Annotated in this window: 14 protein-coding genes and 1 tRNA gene; 12 read left to right on the top strand and 3 right to left on the bottom strand. The window is 47.2% G+C overall.

What is annotated here, in order from left to right; translation table 11 throughout:
* Positions 1-115 precede the first annotated feature (115 nt).
* The 5 genes from ACP7H9_RS05470 to tgt all read left to right on the top strand — a co-directional run bounded on the left by ACP7H9_RS05470 (position 116) and on the right by tgt (position 6,392).
* Positions 116-2,038, top strand: coding sequence for a methyl-accepting chemotaxis protein (locus ACP7H9_RS05470; protein WP_439222324.1), 1,923 nt, complete (start codon positions 116-118; stop codon positions 2,036-2,038).
* 91 nt (positions 2,039-2,129) lie between these two features.
* On the top strand, positions 2,130-2,810 hold the full coding sequence (locus ACP7H9_RS05465; RefSeq protein WP_011235435.1) for a TIGR00153 family protein: 681 nt from the start codon (positions 2,130-2,132) through the stop codon (positions 2,808-2,810).
* A gap of 14 nt (positions 2,811-2,824) precedes the next feature.
* Complete coding sequence (locus tag ACP7H9_RS05460; protein WP_286823180.1) at positions 2,825-4,096, top strand: inorganic phosphate transporter; 1,272 nt, start codon at positions 2,825-2,827, stop codon at positions 4,094-4,096.
* Between the two features lie 93 nt (positions 4,097-4,189).
* Positions 4,190-5,245: a tRNA preQ1(34) S-adenosylmethionine ribosyltransferase-isomerase QueA gene (gene queA, locus ACP7H9_RS05455; protein ID WP_286830538.1), complete on the top strand. Its 1,056-nt coding sequence runs from the start codon at positions 4,190-4,192 to the stop codon at positions 5,243-5,245.
* A 31-nt stretch (positions 5,246-5,276) separates the two neighbouring features.
* Entirely contained in the window at positions 5,277-6,392 is a 1,116-nt protein-coding gene (gene tgt / locus ACP7H9_RS05450) for a tRNA guanosine(34) transglycosylase Tgt (RefSeq protein WP_016341397.1), read from the top strand.
* On the opposite strand, the gene ACP7H9_RS05445 is transcribed toward tgt, so the two are convergent.
* Entirely contained in the window at positions 6,368-7,696 is a 1,329-nt protein-coding gene (locus tag ACP7H9_RS05445) for a serine/threonine protein kinase (protein WP_286823218.1), read from the bottom strand. The genes tgt and ACP7H9_RS05445 overlap by 25 nt on opposite strands.
* A 210-nt stretch (positions 7,697-7,906) precedes the next feature.
* Here ACP7H9_RS05445 and ACP7H9_RS05440 point away from each other — a divergent pair, with 210 nt between their 5' ends.
* From ACP7H9_RS05440 to ACP7H9_RS05410, 7 genes are all read left to right on the top strand, one after another.
* The gene (locus ACP7H9_RS05440) at positions 7,907-8,665 is read left to right on the top strand and encodes a glycosyltransferase (protein ID WP_114981666.1); all 759 of its coding nucleotides are present in this window, start codon (positions 7,907-7,909) and stop codon (positions 8,663-8,665) included.
* A gap of 56 nt (positions 8,666-8,721) precedes the next feature.
* Complete coding sequence (gene rpsU, locus ACP7H9_RS05435) at positions 8,722-8,937, top strand: 30S ribosomal protein S21 (protein WP_011235429.1); 216 nt, start codon at positions 8,722-8,724, stop codon at positions 8,935-8,937.
* A gap of 139 nt (positions 8,938-9,076) precedes the next feature.
* Positions 9,077-10,822 carry a DNA primase gene (gene dnaG / locus ACP7H9_RS05430; protein WP_114981667.1) on the top strand — a complete coding sequence of 582 codons (1,746 nt, stop codon included), beginning with the start codon at positions 9,077-9,079 and terminating at the stop codon, positions 10,820-10,822.
* 102 nt (positions 10,823-10,924) lie between these two features.
* Positions 10,925-12,754, top strand: coding sequence for an RNA polymerase sigma factor RpoD (gene rpoD, locus ACP7H9_RS05425; protein ID WP_034822133.1), 1,830 nt, complete (start codon positions 10,925-10,927; stop codon positions 12,752-12,754).
* Positions 12,755-12,779: 25 nt separating this feature from the next.
* A complete protein-coding gene (locus ACP7H9_RS05420; RefSeq protein WP_011235426.1) occupies positions 12,780-13,556 on the top strand; it encodes an amidohydrolase family protein in 777 nt (258 codons plus the stop codon).
* Between the two features lie 18 nt (positions 13,557-13,574).
* Positions 13,575-14,993 (top strand): sensor histidine kinase, encoded by a 1,419-nt coding sequence (locus ACP7H9_RS05415; protein ID WP_034822135.1) that lies wholly within the window; start codon positions 13,575-13,577, stop codon positions 14,991-14,993.
* 45 nt (positions 14,994-15,038) lie between these two features.
* Positions 15,039-15,114 (top strand) — tRNA-Ile (locus ACP7H9_RS05410).
* A 99-nt stretch (positions 15,115-15,213) separates the two neighbouring features.
* On the opposite strand, the gene ACP7H9_RS05405 is transcribed toward ACP7H9_RS05410, so the two are convergent.
* Entirely contained in the window at positions 15,214-16,155 is a 942-nt protein-coding gene (locus tag ACP7H9_RS05405) for an NYN domain-containing protein (RefSeq protein ID WP_034822182.1), read from the bottom strand.
* Between the two features lie 252 nt (positions 16,156-16,407).
* Positions 16,408-17,025 carry a DMT family transporter gene (locus ACP7H9_RS05400; RefSeq protein ID WP_235598947.1) on the bottom strand — a complete coding sequence of 206 codons (618 nt, stop codon included), beginning with the start codon at positions 17,023-17,025 and terminating at the stop codon, positions 16,408-16,410.
* Positions 17,026-17,096 lie beyond the last annotated feature (71 nt).

The raw sequence follows: 17,096 nt of genomic DNA, 5'->3' as shown, positions 1-17,096 counted from the left end.
AACTTAGCGTTATACCTCAGAAAACCTCAGAGCCGTGGCAATTGCCGCGGCTTTTTTCATTAAGCTGTCATAAAAACGTCTTAAGCTGTCGCAGTGATATTAACTGGGCTTATTTATGCGCGTTTCAACCTTTAGTCGTGTTTCTTCCTTTTCTTTGCTGGGCTTGTCGTTGGTGTTTTTGTCAGTGCTTATTTGGGCTAATAGTCAATTACAGCACTTTGAACAACAGCAGAATATTTACTCATCGATAAAAGAGAAACTTATGGTTGAAGTGGTAACCGAGCTCAGTGGATACCTGCAGTCAGGTAATGCGCTGCTATTGAACCAAGCCGAGGCCTCGGTCAATGAAGTGAACGCCCAGCTCGATACGCTGAACTTAACCTCCACTTCGGTTATGCAGGAACAGCTGGATAATATCCGTAGCCGAATCTCTGATGACTATCGCGCCATAGGTAAACTCTCCGGCCAGGAGGCCGCTTTGCTGGTGAATGCCGAGCGGTCTTTATTTAATGAGTTATCTCGTTTGTTTGACTACGTGCAAAAAGGCAGTAGCAATAACCCAGTAGCTGCGGAGACTTACCAAAGTATCGGTAGCGACTTAGTATTATTAATTGCCGACCTGGTACATACGCGGGAACGTTTATCTAATGGTGAGGCCGAGGAGCAGGCACTGGAGCAAGTGCTTACCGCTATGCAAAAAGAAATTGCCCGGCTGCAGCAATTACCCAAGCTAGGTGTAAAAGAAGAGCTGCCCGACCAGTCAATGATGCTTGTACCGCGAGAAGCCAAAGAGCTGGGGCCGAAAATCATTTCAGAAATGAACAGCTTAATTCAGCGGTACCCAAAAGAGCTGTCCTCTACATTACAGCTTATTCAGTCGAGACGTGAAGCCTTTGCTTCGATTTCCGATGACATTGCCAACATTCAGTCACTGGCTGTAAAGGTAGAGCAGAGTCTCTTGAAAGATCAGCAAGCCAGCCTGATGCAGATAAAGCTGAGTCTTGTGGCCTTGGTGGCGGTGCTGTTGGTGTTTGCCATACTGAACTTTGTGTTACTTAAACGCATGGTTCTGACGCCTCTGCGAAGCTTACGCAATGCCATGGAGACTTTGTTGGTTAAGCAGGAACTCAACTATTTACCTAACGCCGATCGTGACACCGAGATGGCGGAGATTGCCCGGTTCTTTAACGGCATACTTGAACAGACTCAGCGTAGCGACGAGGAAAAGTCTCAGCAAATGACGGTAGTTAATGAAGCGTTGAAGCGGGTAATACAAGAGTTACAGCAGATTGTGCAATCCTCTGCCGATACGCAGTCATCCGCATCGGATACTATTCACGGTATTACTGAACTGAGCGAATTAACTGAAGAATTAAACCAGTGCACCAATACTCTGGAAAAGAATGCGCTAGATACCCAAGACTCAATGAAACAGAGTCGCCAACATATTCTTAAATTAAGAGACGCCTCAGAGCTGAATGAAAAAGCGATTGAAACGGCCAAACGCTCCGCCGAAGAGCTGGACCATTCGGTAAATGAGGTAAAAGACGCGCTGTCCATTATTTCAGGCATTGCCGATCAAACCAATTTACTGGCGCTGAATGCCGCCATTGAAGCTGCCAGAGCGGGAGAGCAAGGGCGCGGTTTTGCAGTGGTGGCTGACGAAGTCCGGCAGTTGGCGCAGAAAACACAGTCCTCTCTTGGTGGTATTAACGACTCTCTGAACCAACTGACGGACGCATCGCTTTCCATTGAAAAAGGCTACCAGGACATTGCTGAGGCAAGTCATTCGCAACAGCAATTCGTTGAACGCCTGGTAGAAACTGCAAATGAGGTTTCTGCTCAGGCGCAGGCTTCAACCGAGGAAGCTAAAACTTCATTTCGGTTGGCGGAGCAGCAAACAGACAAAGTTAACGGATTCTCAGTGCAGTTACAGCAATTAGTCAACGAAATGGACAACGCACACCAGTTGTTAAGACAAGTGGAAGCTGAAGTGGATACTCAGCGAACTCAAATAGAACGGGCGTTCAGCGAGTGATGAATTAATCAAATCTTACGGTTCCCTTTACCTTTAGATTTCGCTAACATTCGCCGCAGCTAACATCGGCTGAAAAAAATCGGATAATGTTATGTCAGTGAACTCATTTCTTGGGGTATTTGCAAAGTCCCCTATTAAACCGATGATTGAGCACATGGACGAAGTGCACCGCTGCGCTTATGCGCTTAAAGATTTCTTTAAAGCGGTTTATTCGAAGGATTGGAAAAGCGCAGAAGTGGCTCGTGCAACCATCGTAAAACACGAATCAACCGCGGATGATATGAAGCGTAAAATCCGTTTGAACCTTCCCAGTGGCTTATTTATGCCTGTAGAGCGAGCGGACTTGCTTGAGCTGGTTTCTCAGCAGGACAAAATTGCCAATAAAGCCAAAGACATCTCCGGTCTGGTTACGGGGCGTGAGTTGATTATCCCGGAACCACTGATTAAAGATTTTGATGCTTACTTAAACCGTTGTCTGGATGCGACCGATAAAGCCCGCGAAACCATCGGCGAGTTTGATGACTTGCTGGAAACTGGTTTTAAAGGACGCGAACGAGACCTTGTCGATAACTTCATTATAGAACTTGATGCCATTGAAGCCGACACCGATCAACTTCAAATTAAACTGCGTCAGGATCTACGTAAAATCGAGCTCGATATGAACCCTGTAGATGCGATGTTCTTATACCGTATTCTTGACTGGGTTGGCGACTTAGCCGACCTGGCTGAACGAGTCGGTGCACGTTTCGAACTAATGCTAGCGCGCGTCTAAGCGGAGTCTGATTTATGGATATTATTTCTAGCTATAGCGTCCTGCTTATCGGGATGGCCGCGGTTTTCGGTTTCTTTATGGCCTGGGGTATCGGCGCAAATGATGTTGCCAATGCTATGGGTACCTCCGTTGGATCCAAGGCGCTGACCATAAAGCAGGCGATTGTTATCGCAATGGTTTTTGAGTTTGCGGGGGCTTACCTGGCGGGTGGTGAGGTTACCTCAACCATTCGGAAGGGGATTATTGACTCGGCTTACTTTGTCAATCAGCCAGAACTGCTTGTGTTCGGTATGATTTCAGCGTTATTAGCTGCCGGGTTCTGGCTCTTAATTGCCTCTTATCTTGGCTGGCCGGTATCAACCACTCACTCCATTATTGGTGCCATTGTTGGTTTCTCTGCTGTCGGCGTTAGCATGGAGTCGGTACAGTGGGCAAAAGTCGGGGGGGTGGTTGGAAGCTGGGTCGTCACTCCGGCCATATCCGGGTTCATTGCTTACCTCATATTTATGAGTGCACAGAAGCTCATTTTTGACCGCTCTAATCCGTTAGCAATGGCCAAGCGTTATGTTCCTTACTATATGGGGTTAGCGGGCTTTGTGTTGTCGCTGGTCACCATCAAAAAAGGTCTTAAGCACGTAGGGCTGAATCTTGGCAGCATTGAAGGTTTCCTGTGGGCATTAGGTATTGCGGTACTGGTGTTTGCTATCGGAAAGTTTGCCATTGGACGTCTTAAATTTAACCCCTCAGACGACAAAGACATGCACTACACCAACGTAGAGAAAGTCTTTGCAGTACTGATGGTGGTCACTGCCTGTGCGATGGCTTTCGCGCATGGCTCAAATGACGTGGCTAACGCTATTGGTCCTCTTGCTGCAGTGGTGAGTGTGGTAACCAGCGGTGGTGATATTGGCAGTAAAGCGACATTGGCCTGGTGGGTTCTGCCTTTAGGTGCGGTTGGTATTGTTGCTGGTCTGGCTATGCTGGGTAAACGTGTTATTGCCACCATTGGTAATGGTATTACGCACTTAACCCCCAGTCGTGGTTTTGCGGCGGAACTTGCTGCTGCGTCAACCGTGGTTCTTGCCTCAGGTACCGGGCTACCCATATCAACGACTCAAACGCTAGTCGGCGCGGTATTGGGTGTCGGCATGGCGCGCGGTATTGCCGCTCTGAATCTTGGTGTTGTTCGCAACATCGTTATTTCGTGGGTGGTTACCTTGCCGGCGGGTGCCATTATGTCGATTATTTTCTTCTACATTTTAAAAGCAATTTTCGGCGTAGCATAAACTTGCGATAAACGGGCAGCCTGCAACAGTGACAGGCTGCCTACTTTCCAGTAAAATCCGCGCTTCACTACATCTCGCAATTACAGCACGGATATGTCAGATACCAATCATTCTACTTTAAAAGTCAGTGACTTTTCATTTGAGCTACCCGATGAGCTTATTGCCCGCTATCCGCAGGAGCAACGTAGTGCCAGTAGGTTGCTCTCGGTAAAAGCCAGTGAAAACAGCATTGAGCATAAACACTTTAAAAATATTGTGGATGAGATAAACGCCGGTGACTTGTTGGTGTTTAATGACACCCGGGTTATTCCTGCGCGTTTGCTGGGCGAAAAAGTGTCCGGTGGTAAAGTCGAGGTTCTGGTCGAGCGACTACTGGATGACCATAGGGTGCTTGCGCATGTCCGTGCTAACCGCGCTCCCAAAGCGGGTGCTGAATTGCTGTTGGAAGGCCACGTAAAGATAACCATGCTGGCGCGCCACGACGCACTCTTTGAACTGAAGTTTGAACATGACAAGACGGTACTGGAACTGCTTGAGCAATACGGGCATATGCCTTTGCCGCCGTACATTGACCGTCCGGATGAAAGCTCTGATAAAGAGCGTTACCAAACCGTTTATAACCGCGAGCCGGGTGCTGTTGCTGCCCCTACCGCCGGTCTGCATTTTGACGACGAGATACTGCAACAGCTGCGCGATAAAGGCGTGAACTTTGCCTATGTGACTCTGCACGTAGGCGCCGGAACCTTCCAGCCGGTTCGTGTTGAAGACATTAACGACCATGTAATGCACAGTGAGTACGCCAAAGTCAGTGCTGAAACCTGTCATGCCATTAAGCAAACCAAGGCTGAGGGCGGCCGGGTGGTGGCGGTTGGTACAACCTCCGTTCGCTCGCTCGAGTCAGCTGCTCAGGCTTCAGAGTCAGAAGACATTGAACCGTTTTTTGATGACACCGATATTTTTATTTATCCGGGTTATGAATTTAAAGTGGTCGATAGCATGATAACCAACTTTCACCTGCCCGAGTCCACGCTCATTATGCTGGTTTCGGCATTTGTTGGTCGTGATTTAATTATGAAGGCTTATAATGAAGCCATTAAAGAGCGCTATCGCGTTTTTAGCTACGGCGACGCCATGCTGTTACAGCGCTAAACTTAATACACTGAAGTGAATACTTATGACAATGAAATTTGAATTAGACAAAACCAGTGGTCGCGCGCGTCGTGGGCGCATGGTATTTGAACGTGGAACCGTAGAAACGCCAGCGTTTATGCCGGTAGGTACTCTGGGTACCGTAAAAGGTATGACACCAGAAGAGGTAAAAGACACCGGCGCACAAATCTGCCTGGGTAATACCTTTCACCTAATGCTGCGTCCGGGGACGCAAATTATCCAGCAGCATGGCGACTTGCACGACTTTATGAACTGGGACAAGCCTATTCTGACCGACTCCGGCGGTTTTCAGGTGTTCAGTCTGGGTGAGCTTCGTAAAATTACCGAAGAGGGCGTGACTTTCCGTTCGCCCATTAACGGTGAGAAAATACTGCTGACCCCGGAAAAGTCTATGCAGGTTCAACGCGAGCTGGGTTCAGATATTGTCATGATATTTGATGAATGCACGCCGTTTCCTGCCACGCAGGCAGAAGCACGCAGTTCAATGGAGCTTTCGTTGCGCTGGGCCGAACGCTCTAAACAAGAACACGGTGAGAGCAAAGCCGCGTTGTTCGGTATTATTCAGGGCGGCATGTACGAAGAGCTGCGCGATATTTCTCTGAAAGGTCTGACCGATATCGGGTTCGACGGTTACGCTATTGGTGGTTTGTCGGTAGGTGAGCCGAAAGAAGATATGATGCGCATTTTAGAGCACACTGCGCCGCAAATGCCCGAGCAAAAACCTCGCTATTTAATGGGTGTGGGCAAGCCGGAAGACTTAGTTGAAGCCGTGCGTCGCGGCATTGATATGTTCGACTGCGTTATGCCAACGCGTAACGCGCGTAATGGTCACTTATTTATTAGCACTGGCGTAGTAAAAATTCGTAATGCAGTGCACCGTACAGACACCTCTCCGCTGGATGAAAACTGCGACTGCTACACCTGCAAAAATTATTCGCGGGCGTATTTGCACCATTTGGATCGTACCAATGAGATGTTGGGGTCACGCCTGAATACCATTCATAACCTGCGCTTTTATCAAAAAGTAATGAGTGATATGCGCGACGCACTGGATGCCGGTACTTTTGATGACTATGTAAAAGAGTTTTACCGCTTAAGAGATCAATCCGTCCCGGCACTGGACTGAGACTTATCGATTTCAGTACGTAATTGCTGGTAGCGATCGACATCAGGCTGGTGCTTGATCGCTGCTTCTACTGAACTCAGCGCAGATGCTTTCCATCGTTCAACTAAATGTGGTTGTTCGCTATTAAGTTCAGCGAGACCTAAATACATTTCTGCCCGCAAATAATGGGCAGCCGCTTTTTCTTCATAGATATCCGGGTTACCCAGTTCATTAATGGCATTAAGCAGCATAGTCGTGCGTTGTGAGCGGGTAAAAATGTTGTCTGAACTTAGCACAAAATGAGCGCGTTCAGAGTGGTACTTCAGCAGCTCAGGACTGCTTGCTACAGCGTCGTCGAAGTGGGTAAGCGCTAACTCAGCCTGCTCCGCTGCCTGTTGAAGCTGGCCGCCGTTGGCAAGATGTCGTGAATAATGAGCAAAAACAAGCGCATGTGCGTATTGGTTCTGTTCAACCGAGTAACCATCCAGCAAATGTCGGTTTGTCTGCTCCCGCAAAAAAATGAACAAGACAAAAATAATAACCAAAATGGCAGCACCACCAGCCCCCAGCCAGAAGAAACGTTTTCTTAACTGATAGTTTCGGAGCCAGCCATCAAGCTCCTGCTGAAGCTCACGGCAATGTTGAAAGCCCTCGTTCGGTTCTGCGGAGAGTGCCTTCTTTATTATGCGACTGAGTTCGGCAGGAAGTCGGTTACGGTGCGCTATTGGACGCAGAAAAAACTGCTCCGGCTTCATGTTGGTCAGTAACGACAAAAGTAACGCGCCCAGTTGGTATATATCGCGCTTAATGGTTGTGGGTGAACTCGGTGCCGCAATGCTCAAATCTACCAGAACCGCGGAATTATTGCTCTCGCCTTCAGCATTGTCTGCTGAGCGGATCATAATGTTCTGGGCGGTAATATCGTTGTGAGCGTAACCGGCCTCGTGCATACGACAAACCCCGTCAGTAAGAGATTTAACCACTTTGGCGGCGTCATAAACAGACAGGCAGCTGCGTTGCTTGCTTAAAGGTTTGCCTTCAATGTACTCAAGCACCATAAACAGTGAAGAGGAAGAAACTTCCGGTTCGCCAACATCAAACACGCGGCAAAGAGCAGGGTGGTCAACACTGGATAACAAACGCGCTTCATTTACCAGCCTGTGGCGGCTGACAATAGAGGGCGAGCGGGCAAACTTAATCGCAACCGTGCGTTTTAAACGCTGGTCGTAGGCTTTATAGACCAGGCCACTACCACCTTGTCCCAGCAATTTTATTGACTGGTAACGCGCTGGTATTGGATAGGGAAAATTGTTGTCCGGATGCACTTCAGCCAAACTCGTATCCTTACTACTTAAGCTCAAATCCAGTCTAACGATGACAAACACCAAACAACAGGTTTTGAGGAAGAGCTTACAGTGTATGCATTAAATGACGTCAATTGACATCAAATAAAAATAATTAGTCTGTGGCTTAAAAAACCTTAGATATAAGCTATGATGAGTTTCATAAAAATAATAAAGCAGGGGTTAACACTGATGCGGGAGAACAGCGATGTTTTGGCAAACAGTGGATTCAGGCAGTCCGTCGAAGTCCAGATTAAAGATAAGCAGAGCTATAAACGCTTAAATATGACGCTGGTGGGTCAACAGCATCCCGATTATCTTATTCTGGAACTTTCCAGACAGTATTGCTGGCAAGATATCTTGCCAATGCTGGCTACAGAAAAGAATGTTGCAATAAAAACGGTCTCTCCAAAAGGCGAGCAGGTAACCGGCGTGGTCGACATTCTCCACATTACTCAATACCCACAAAAACTTTTGTTTGTCAGTTACCCCAGAAATGCCAGTGTGGAAATTCTGCGGTCGTCACCAAGGGTTGGCGTAAATTGCGATGCAAGACTCCAGCTGCAGCTAAAAGATAAACTCGGTGAGCCTCTTACCGGTAAAATTGTGGATATTTCCAATAAAGGCATCGCATTTAATTACTTTGGCACCTCGCCGGTTAATATCGAGGACAGCAGAGGCTTAGAAGCTGAAGTCAGAGTCAAAACAGACGACGAAACCATTTTGCTTCAGCAATTGATAACCCGAAGTATTAGGTCGGTCGGCCCACAGTTATGGCAACTCGGTTTGTCGTACAAAGAAAAACCAAATAATTTACAGGATTTAGTCAGTACGCTTTTCCTGCACTCTACGCCAGTCCGCGAACTGCTTAGCGATAATGACCCTGGATGGGATGCTTCGGATAACACTTTACAAGGCGAATCTGAGTCGGTACAATTCAGCACCAATTGAACCCGTAGTGGTTAATTTTTAACCGAAACAGATAATTTACCCGAGGTGATTTTTTAATGCCAGTCGTTAAAGTGAAAGAAAACGAGCCGTTTGACGTAGCTTTGCGTCGCTTTAAGCGCTCTTGTGAAAAAGCAGGTGTTCTCTCTGAAGTTCGTCGTCGCGAGCACTATGAAAAGCCGACTTCAGAGCGTAAGCGCAAGAAAGCTGCTGCGGTAAAGCGTCACGCGAAAAAACTGTCTCGTGATAACGCTCGTCGTACTCGTCTTTACTAAGACCATACCTACGACAATTTGAGTGTTCACTTTTCCGTAAAGTGCTGAAAGCCGTGACTATATCGTCGCGGCTTTCGTGTTTCTGCTACTTTTTGTTTTCGCAACTTTCTTGTTTTCGCAACTTCGGTATTGAAACAATATGGCAGGCCTGATCCCCAAAAGCTTTATCCATGACTTGCTCGAACGAGCAGACATTGTTGAAATAGTTGATAGCCGCGTACCGTTGAAAAAGGCCGGTAGAAACCATCAGGCCTGTTGCCCGTTCCATAATGAGAAAACGCCGTCGTTTACCGTTAGCCAAGACAAGCAGTTTTACCATTGCTTTGGCTGTGGGGTGCACGGTAACGCTATTGATTTTCTAATGGAATTTGACGGTTTAAACTTCCCCGACGCGGTGGAAGAACTGGCCGGCATTATGGGAGTGGAGGTTCCTCGGGAACAACCGGAGAACCCTCAGCTAGCACAAAAGAAACAACAACAGATGCAGGACGACTCGGAGCTTATGAGTAAAACAGCTCGTTTTTTCCAGCATCAGTTAAAGCACCATGAAAACTCAAATCGGGTTATAGACTACTTAAAAGGTCGGGGTTTAAGCGGCGAAACGGTAAAACGTTTTCAAATTGGCTATGCACCCGACGCCTGGGACGGCCTGCTAAGCACATTTGGTAGCTCGGCCCCGCAACGCCAGCAGTTACTGGAATTAAAGCTTATTAACCGTAACGAGAAAGGCCGGCATTACGACTTTTTTCGTGACAGGGTCATGTTTCCTATTCATGACCGGCGTGGCCGGGTGGTGGGCTTTGGTGGTCGCATTATTGATGGCGACGGACCTAAGTACTTAAACTCTCCGGAAACCCGCCTGTTTCACAAAGGCAGTGAGTTATACGGTTACTGGCATATGCAACAGGCCGTAAGGAAACCAGAACAGGTTTGTATTGTCGAAGGGTATATGGACGTGGTGGCTTTGTCCGAAGCGGGCATTCACTACGCCGTTGCGTCGTTGGGTACGGCTACTACCAGTGAACAATTACAGCGTTTATTCCGTACTAGTGGCAGAATTGTTTGTTGTTACGACGGTGACCGCGCAGGCCGCGACGCTGCCTGGCGTGCATTAGAAAATGCGTTGCCACTGTTGCGCGACGGCCTGGATATGGCGTTTCTGTTCTTGCCGGAAGGTGAAGACCCAGATTCAGTTGTGCGCGAGCACGGTGCCGAAGCCTTTGAGCGTGAATTAAAAAAGGCGACACCATTCACTGAATATTTCTTCGAGCATTTACAGGCCGACATTGACGTTAGTAGCGATGCCGGACGCTCTCAATTACTGAATATTGCAAAACCCTTAATTGAGAAAGTGGCGAGTGAATATTATCGCGACACCTTAATGCAGCGGTTAGCAGAAAAGCTTCGCCGCGAAACGTCGCAACTGGAGCGTCAGTTTGAAAAGCCGCAACGTCAGTCGCGACCAAAAGAAAGCGTAAAAATGACGCCGTTACGCAAAGCCATTGCTTTGTTACTGCAATACCCGCAACTGGCGCAATCGGTTCCGGTTCGTGAGGAACTACGAGAACTGCAGGTTAGCGGCATTGATTTACTAATAGCTTTGCACAAGCAGTGTGCAGAACGCCAAATGACCACGGCGCAGGTGTTAGAAGGCTGGCGCGATACCGAGTATTACCAGCCTTTGCAGAAACTCGCGTTATGGCAACATCAGCTTGACGAAGATAACGTTGAGCAAGAATTTAACGATATATTTATTTATCTAATTGACCAATATTTTGAGCAGCGCGCGAACGCACTTTTAAAGAAAGAGCAGGAAGGTGCATTAACACGAGTTGAGCGTCAGGAATATCAGACGCTGATTCAGTATTTAAGTAAGGCAAGATAGTACATCAGGGTACGCCTTACGCTAGCTTCAAAATCAGTATTCTGATATACTATTTGGTCATTTTGGATACTCTACATTCACAGTCACAGGTGGAACGTCTGTATGCAGCAGAATCGGCAATCGCAACTTAAGGTCCTTATTGCGAAAGGCAAAGAACAAGGGTTTTTGACATTTGCTGAGGTCAATGACCATTTACCGCAGGAAATTGTTGATTCCGATCAGGTTGAAGACATTATTCGCATGATCAACGACATGGGTATTCGCGTGTTTGAAAGCGCACCCGATGCCGATGATCTGATGATGGCAGAAAGTGCTGCAGATGAAGACGCTGCCGAAGAAGCTGCGCAAGCATTAGCCTCTGTCGATGGCGAAATTGGCCGCACAACTGACCCAGTGCGCATGTACATGCGTGAAATGGGGACCGTTGAGCTACTGACTCGTGAAGGCGAAATTGACATTGCCAAGCGTATTGAAGAAGGCATTAACCAGGTTCAGTGCTCTGTTGCAGAATACCCGGAAGCCATTAACTTCTTGCTTGAGCAGTGGGACTCTTACGAAGCCGAAGAGCTGCGCTTAACCGACATTATTTCCGGATTCATCGACCCAGACGAAGTAGACGAAGCGCCTGTAGCCGCTACTAACGTTGGTTCTGAACTTCCAACCGAAGAGCTGGAAAAATCAGACGACGATGATGACGAAGACGAGGAAGAAGCGGATACTGGTATTGATCCGGAATTTGCACGCAGCAAATTTAATGCACTGCGCGAACAATACGAAGCTACACGTCAGGCGATTGCTAAGCATGGCCGTGATGGTGCCGGTGCTCGTGTTGAAATCGATAAGTTAAGCGACTTATTCAAACAGTTCCGTTTGGTTCCTAAGCAATTTGACCGTTTGGTTAAAGACATGCGTGCCATGATGCAGCGTGTTCGTGTGCAGGAACGTATTATTATGAAGATAAGCGTTGAACAGGGCGAAATGCCTAAACGCAACTTCATGAAAGCTTTTGCTACCCATGAAAACAACATGGCCTGGGTTGATAAAGAAATTGACTCTGGTGCAAGCTACTCCGACACATTGAAAGAAGTGCGCGGCGAAATTGAACGCTGTGTAAACAAGCTGGTTGATGTTGAACGCGAAACTGGCTTAACCATTGGTAAAGTTAAAGAAATTAACCGTCGCATGTCCATTGGCGAAGCCAAAGCGCGCCGTGCGAAAAAAGAAATGGTTGAAGCTAACCTGCGTTTGGTTATCTCCATTGCGAAAAAATACACCAACCGCGGCTTACAGTTCCTGGACTTAATTCAGGAAGGTAACATTGGTTTGATGAAAGCCGTGGACAAATTCGAATACCGCCGTGGTTATAAGTTCTCAACTTATGCAACCTGGTGGATCCGTCAGGCAATTACCCGTTCAATTGCGGACCAGGCGCGTACTATTCGTATCCCGGTTCATATGATTGAAACCATCAATAAGCTGAACCGTATTTCTCGCCAAATGTTGCAGGAAATGGGCCGCGAGCCACTGCCGGAAGAACTGGCAGAGCGCATGATGATGCCGGAAGACAAAATTCGCAAAGTACTGAAAATAGCGAAAGAACCTATTTCAATGGAAACCCCAATTGGCGACGATGAAGATTCGCATCTGGGTGACTTTATTGAAGACAGCACGCTGGACTTGCCAATTGACTCGGCAACATCAGAAAGCCTGCGTAACTCGGTTCGCGATGTGCTTGGTGGTTTAACGGCACGTGAAGCGAAAGTATTGCGTATGCGCTTTGGTATTGATATGAATACCGACCATACTTTAGAAGAAGTGGGCAAGCAGTTTGATGTGACGCGTGAACGAATTCGTCAAATTGAAGCCAAAGCATTAAGAAAGCTTCGCCATCCAAGCCGCTCAGAGCAGCTTAAATCGTTCTTGGATGAGTAAGATATTCTCTGACAAAGGAGGCAGCATGGGTAACAACCGTGACAATTGGCCGAAACGTATTATTGACTCGCATTTACACATTTATGATGACGAGTTTCCGCTAATTGAAAACCAAGGTCATATCCCTGAGCCTTTTTACATTGATGACTATCGTAACCTGGTACGTGGCATGCCTATTGAAGGCGGAGTCATTGTGTCAGGTTCGTTCCAGGGTTTTGAACAGCGCTACCTGAAAGCCGCGCTGGAGAACCTGGGCAACAACTTTGTGGGTGTTACCCAGTTGCCGGGAACTGTTAGCGATGAAAAAATTCAGCAGTTGAAAGAGCACGGCATTCGCGGTGTGCGCGTTAACTTGAAGCGCGGTGTGCATCGTGATATTGAAGGTATTGTTGATTTTGGTAAGCGCATTTGGGACTTAGCCGGATGGCACCTGGAAATCTATGTTGACAGCCGCGAGCTGGACGACATGGTTCCTACTCTGCTTAAACTGCCGAAACTCAGTGTTGACCACCTAGGTATGGCGAAGTCGGGCTTGTCTCAGGTTCGTCGTTTAGCCGAAGGTGGCGTAAAAATTAAAGCCAGTGGTTTTGGTCGTACTGAAGTGAATATTGAAGAGGCCATTAAAACCCTGAATGAAACGAACCCGGACGCGTTGATGTTTGGTACCGATTTACCGGGCACACGCAGTAATCGTTCATTCGAGCCTTCAGATATCACCAATATTGTGAATGCTCTGGATAGCGAAGAGGCAGTTGATAAAGTCTTTTATCAAAATGCCCGCAGTTTTTACAATTTACCTTAAAAATAGAGAGTGAGGTAAGTGCAGTCTCTCTCATCTCACACTAAACATAACCGCCGTCTGGCTATTGCGTTAATTGCAGTGGCTGTCGGCGGTTTGCTAGTTGCGTTCTGGTTTTCTGCAGGCGAAACCCTGCAGCGCAATCAAAATGCCATGAGTCGCTCCTGCCAGAATGTGCAATTAGCGGTAAATAGCCTGTTCCCTGCTTCTGAATCACCGCAACAACAAGTAGCCAACCCCGACTTAATGCATCAGGCGCTCAGCGACGCTATAGCTGACACTAAGGGCGTTAAAGGTGGTTTCTGGCACACAGCCCAAGGCTTTATGGGCTTCGCATTCCCAACCAGCGGCAGTAGCGCCTCGGAAATTGGCATTAGTAATGACGATGTTCCTATTGTTCGTTCCGCAGTACAGCGCTCTTTAGAGCAGCAACGCGAGGTAGTTTCGGTACAGTCGAATGACCGTGTGGCAACCGTGGTCGCCGCCTGCCCCGAGACCAACCATTACAACCTGGGCATTTGGCTGAAAAAAGAAGTGCAGCTGGTACCGGCAGACTTCTCTATTATTGTCAGCGTACTCTTTGTTTTGCTGGCCATTATTGGTGGCATATTGGTGGTGTGCGAGTCGGTGTTTAACCGCAACTGGCACTCTGAACGTGACCGCATTGTGGTGCAGGCCGAAGACAGCTCTCAGGCCGTTACCGTTACCACCGAGATACCAGAAATTCAGCCATTATTGCTGTTGTTGTACCAGGCGCGTCAGAAAATTCAGGCCAAAGAGCGTGAGCTTAGCCAGCAGATGAACAAAGTTATTATGGCTAACCAGAAAACCCTGGTAGGGCGCATTGCGCGCTCAATGACAGCGCTGGTATTAGCCGATTTGGAAGACATGCAGCGCAAGCTCTCAAAAATGAGTGAAGACGACATTAAGGGCAAGGTTTCGCAGCTAACCGAACTGTTTAATTCGTTTGAGAAAGTTACCTCAGAAATGGGCAATGGCAAAGCCGTGTCACTGGATGTAGAAGACTTTCTGCAGAACCTGGCCGACTACCACGAAGGCCATAGTAACGAAAAAGATATTACGCTAACCGCCATAGCAGAAAAAGGGCTGAAGCTAGAGGCTGACCCCTTACTTGTGCGTTTTGCAATGGACTATTTAATACGCCATATAATGAGCTTTGTGCCGGTAAATTCCGAAATTATGTTGCAGGCAACTGCTGAAGAAAACTTTATAAAAATTGCCGTTAGCGACGAAAGCACGGGCATAGAAGAGAAAAACAAGCATTTACTTTTCCACGCCGACGAGCTGGCACCAACCCAGTATGGCATAGGGCTTAAGGTAGTGCGGGACACACTGCACAGCCAGGGTGGCGACATCAGTTATGAAAAAGTTGATAAAACTTCACGATTTAACGTGCTGATACCCATGACAAAAGCCTAAAAAGTTCGTATAATTTGCGCCGCTTCACAGCTTCCAATCAAAAATGGCCCCTTAGCTCAGTGGTTAGAGCACCCGACTCATAATCGGTTGGTCCCCAGTTCAAATCTGGGAGGGGCCACCATTTTTAAAGGCTTTCAGTATTAGTTATTACTAATGAAAATTAGTTGGTGAGTCGATGGTTTAACTACAAGATTAATGTCGATTTAACTAACACTGTCAATTAGAGTCGTGAGCGTTTATAGGCCGCATAGGCTTGAACGTGCTGTAGAATGATTTTTAGCGAATCTTTATTGTCTAGCTGGTCGCAGGGTAAGCCGTTAATATTCTCAAGATCTTCCGATGGATAAAGTGGTTTTTCAAGCCACTTCCAAGCTTTAGCAGGACTTGCTTCTAGGGTTTTATCACTTAAAATTGATATAATTTTTTCAATTTCTTCGGGGTGCTTGAACCAGCTAAAAGGCCTTATTGCCGATTTTCTTGCGCCTCGAACGCGGCAAGGCATCTGAGACTGAGCAAGCTCACATTCATCTATAAAATGAATAGTCCAATCGGATAGGGTGCTTAAGCTATTATTGGGTTTACGGTAGTCTTCGTACCGTTTTATAGGAATAACAACACCTATTTGTATTTGACGATGACGGTTTAGTTTGTTGTATTCTCGAATTTTCTTTAGAGCAGGTACAAAGTCTGTGTCGTTCGTTACAAAAACGACTTGTTCTAGCTCTGGTTCCATCATCGCGTCGTAAACAGCTTCAAGCGCAAGGTGAACATCACTTTGTTTTTCTTCCATTTTCCAGATTTTAATGCGTTCAGAAGCGCGTGGCTCTAACTCCCTACCGTCGTTACCGTACTCTACTTTAGGGAATTTTGTTTTATCAATTGAGTAGCTACCTTTGAAGGTTTCCAGACGGTCACCCAAGTGGAGCTTGAGAGCTAAGTGATAAGCACGTTGATCATTAAGAGAATTGGAGTCAGCAGCTGCTCGTTGACTAATTTCAGCTGTGAAAAATTTAACTGCAAGCGGGTCTAACTTCGAATTCGGAGCGCCTGAGCGAGTGAGAAGTTTTTCAGATAACGAGACTGGGTTAAGCCATTTATAGGGAGTCCCCTTTAAACAGCCAAAATACAAATTGTAGCCATCGATATAAATTCTTGTTCTCAAACTTTCCATCCCTGAAATGAAAAAACCGACGCAAAGGTCGGTTCTTTCGCCCAACTCCAGGGGTCTGTATGTCGCCACGCGTGGAAGATGGGTAAGTTGTTGTATAAAGTTATACTATTAGTTGACAATCTGCAAGGTGTTTTACGTAAAATCTTTCTAGCGATCTTCGAATTTAAAAAAATCTGTGAATTGTAGTGGTCAACTAAATGTGGTCACTTAATTAGAAGCACTACTGTCACGCTAAAACACATCTCACCCCATCCGCGCAAAACGCTGCTGTCGCCAATGAGTTAGTCGGGGCAGTAGCAGTCCTGAAATGACAACCGCCATACCAAGCAGCTGCAAACCGGTAACGTTCTGGCCAAAAGTTACGGCCGTAAGTGCAGCGAAAATGGGCACGAAGTTAAAAAACAAAGAGGCATTTGCTGCACCAAGCTGTTTGACGCCGGAAATCCATAAAAGGTAGCCACCCACGGTGCCAAAAACACCAATAAAGAGTAAGTCGGCTAAGACAATTTGGCTTATTGCCAGGCTTTCCTGAACAGGGTGGGCTTCCGCGCTAAACGCCGCTACTACAGAAATAACGCCAAGGCCGGCTAACATGCCAATAAAGGTATAGGGGATCATGGGCATCCAGCGGCTAATGCCTTGCGTTAAATAGGTGTACAGGCTCCAGCACAGCATACCTAAAAAGATGATCTGGTCGCCGTGGTTGAATTCAAAACTGAGTAAGCGTTTCAGTTCGCCGTTGGTCAGCACAAGCAACACGCCCGACAAGCACACCACCAGGCTGAATACGGCGCCGCGGGTCAGCAGCTTACGCTGTAATAAAGAACCAATTAGCGATGTGGTTAACGGGCTTAGCGCCATAATCAAAGCGCAACTCACTGGATTGGCCGACAGTTAACCAATATTCGTTTTGCTATTTGCGCTCCGGCAAA

The organism is Idiomarina sp. ST20R2A10, from assembly GCF_051842345.1.
GTDB lineage: Bacteria > Pseudomonadota > Gammaproteobacteria > Enterobacterales > Alteromonadaceae > Idiomarina > Idiomarina loihiensis.
This window is presented reverse-complemented; position numbering and strand designations above follow the sequence as displayed.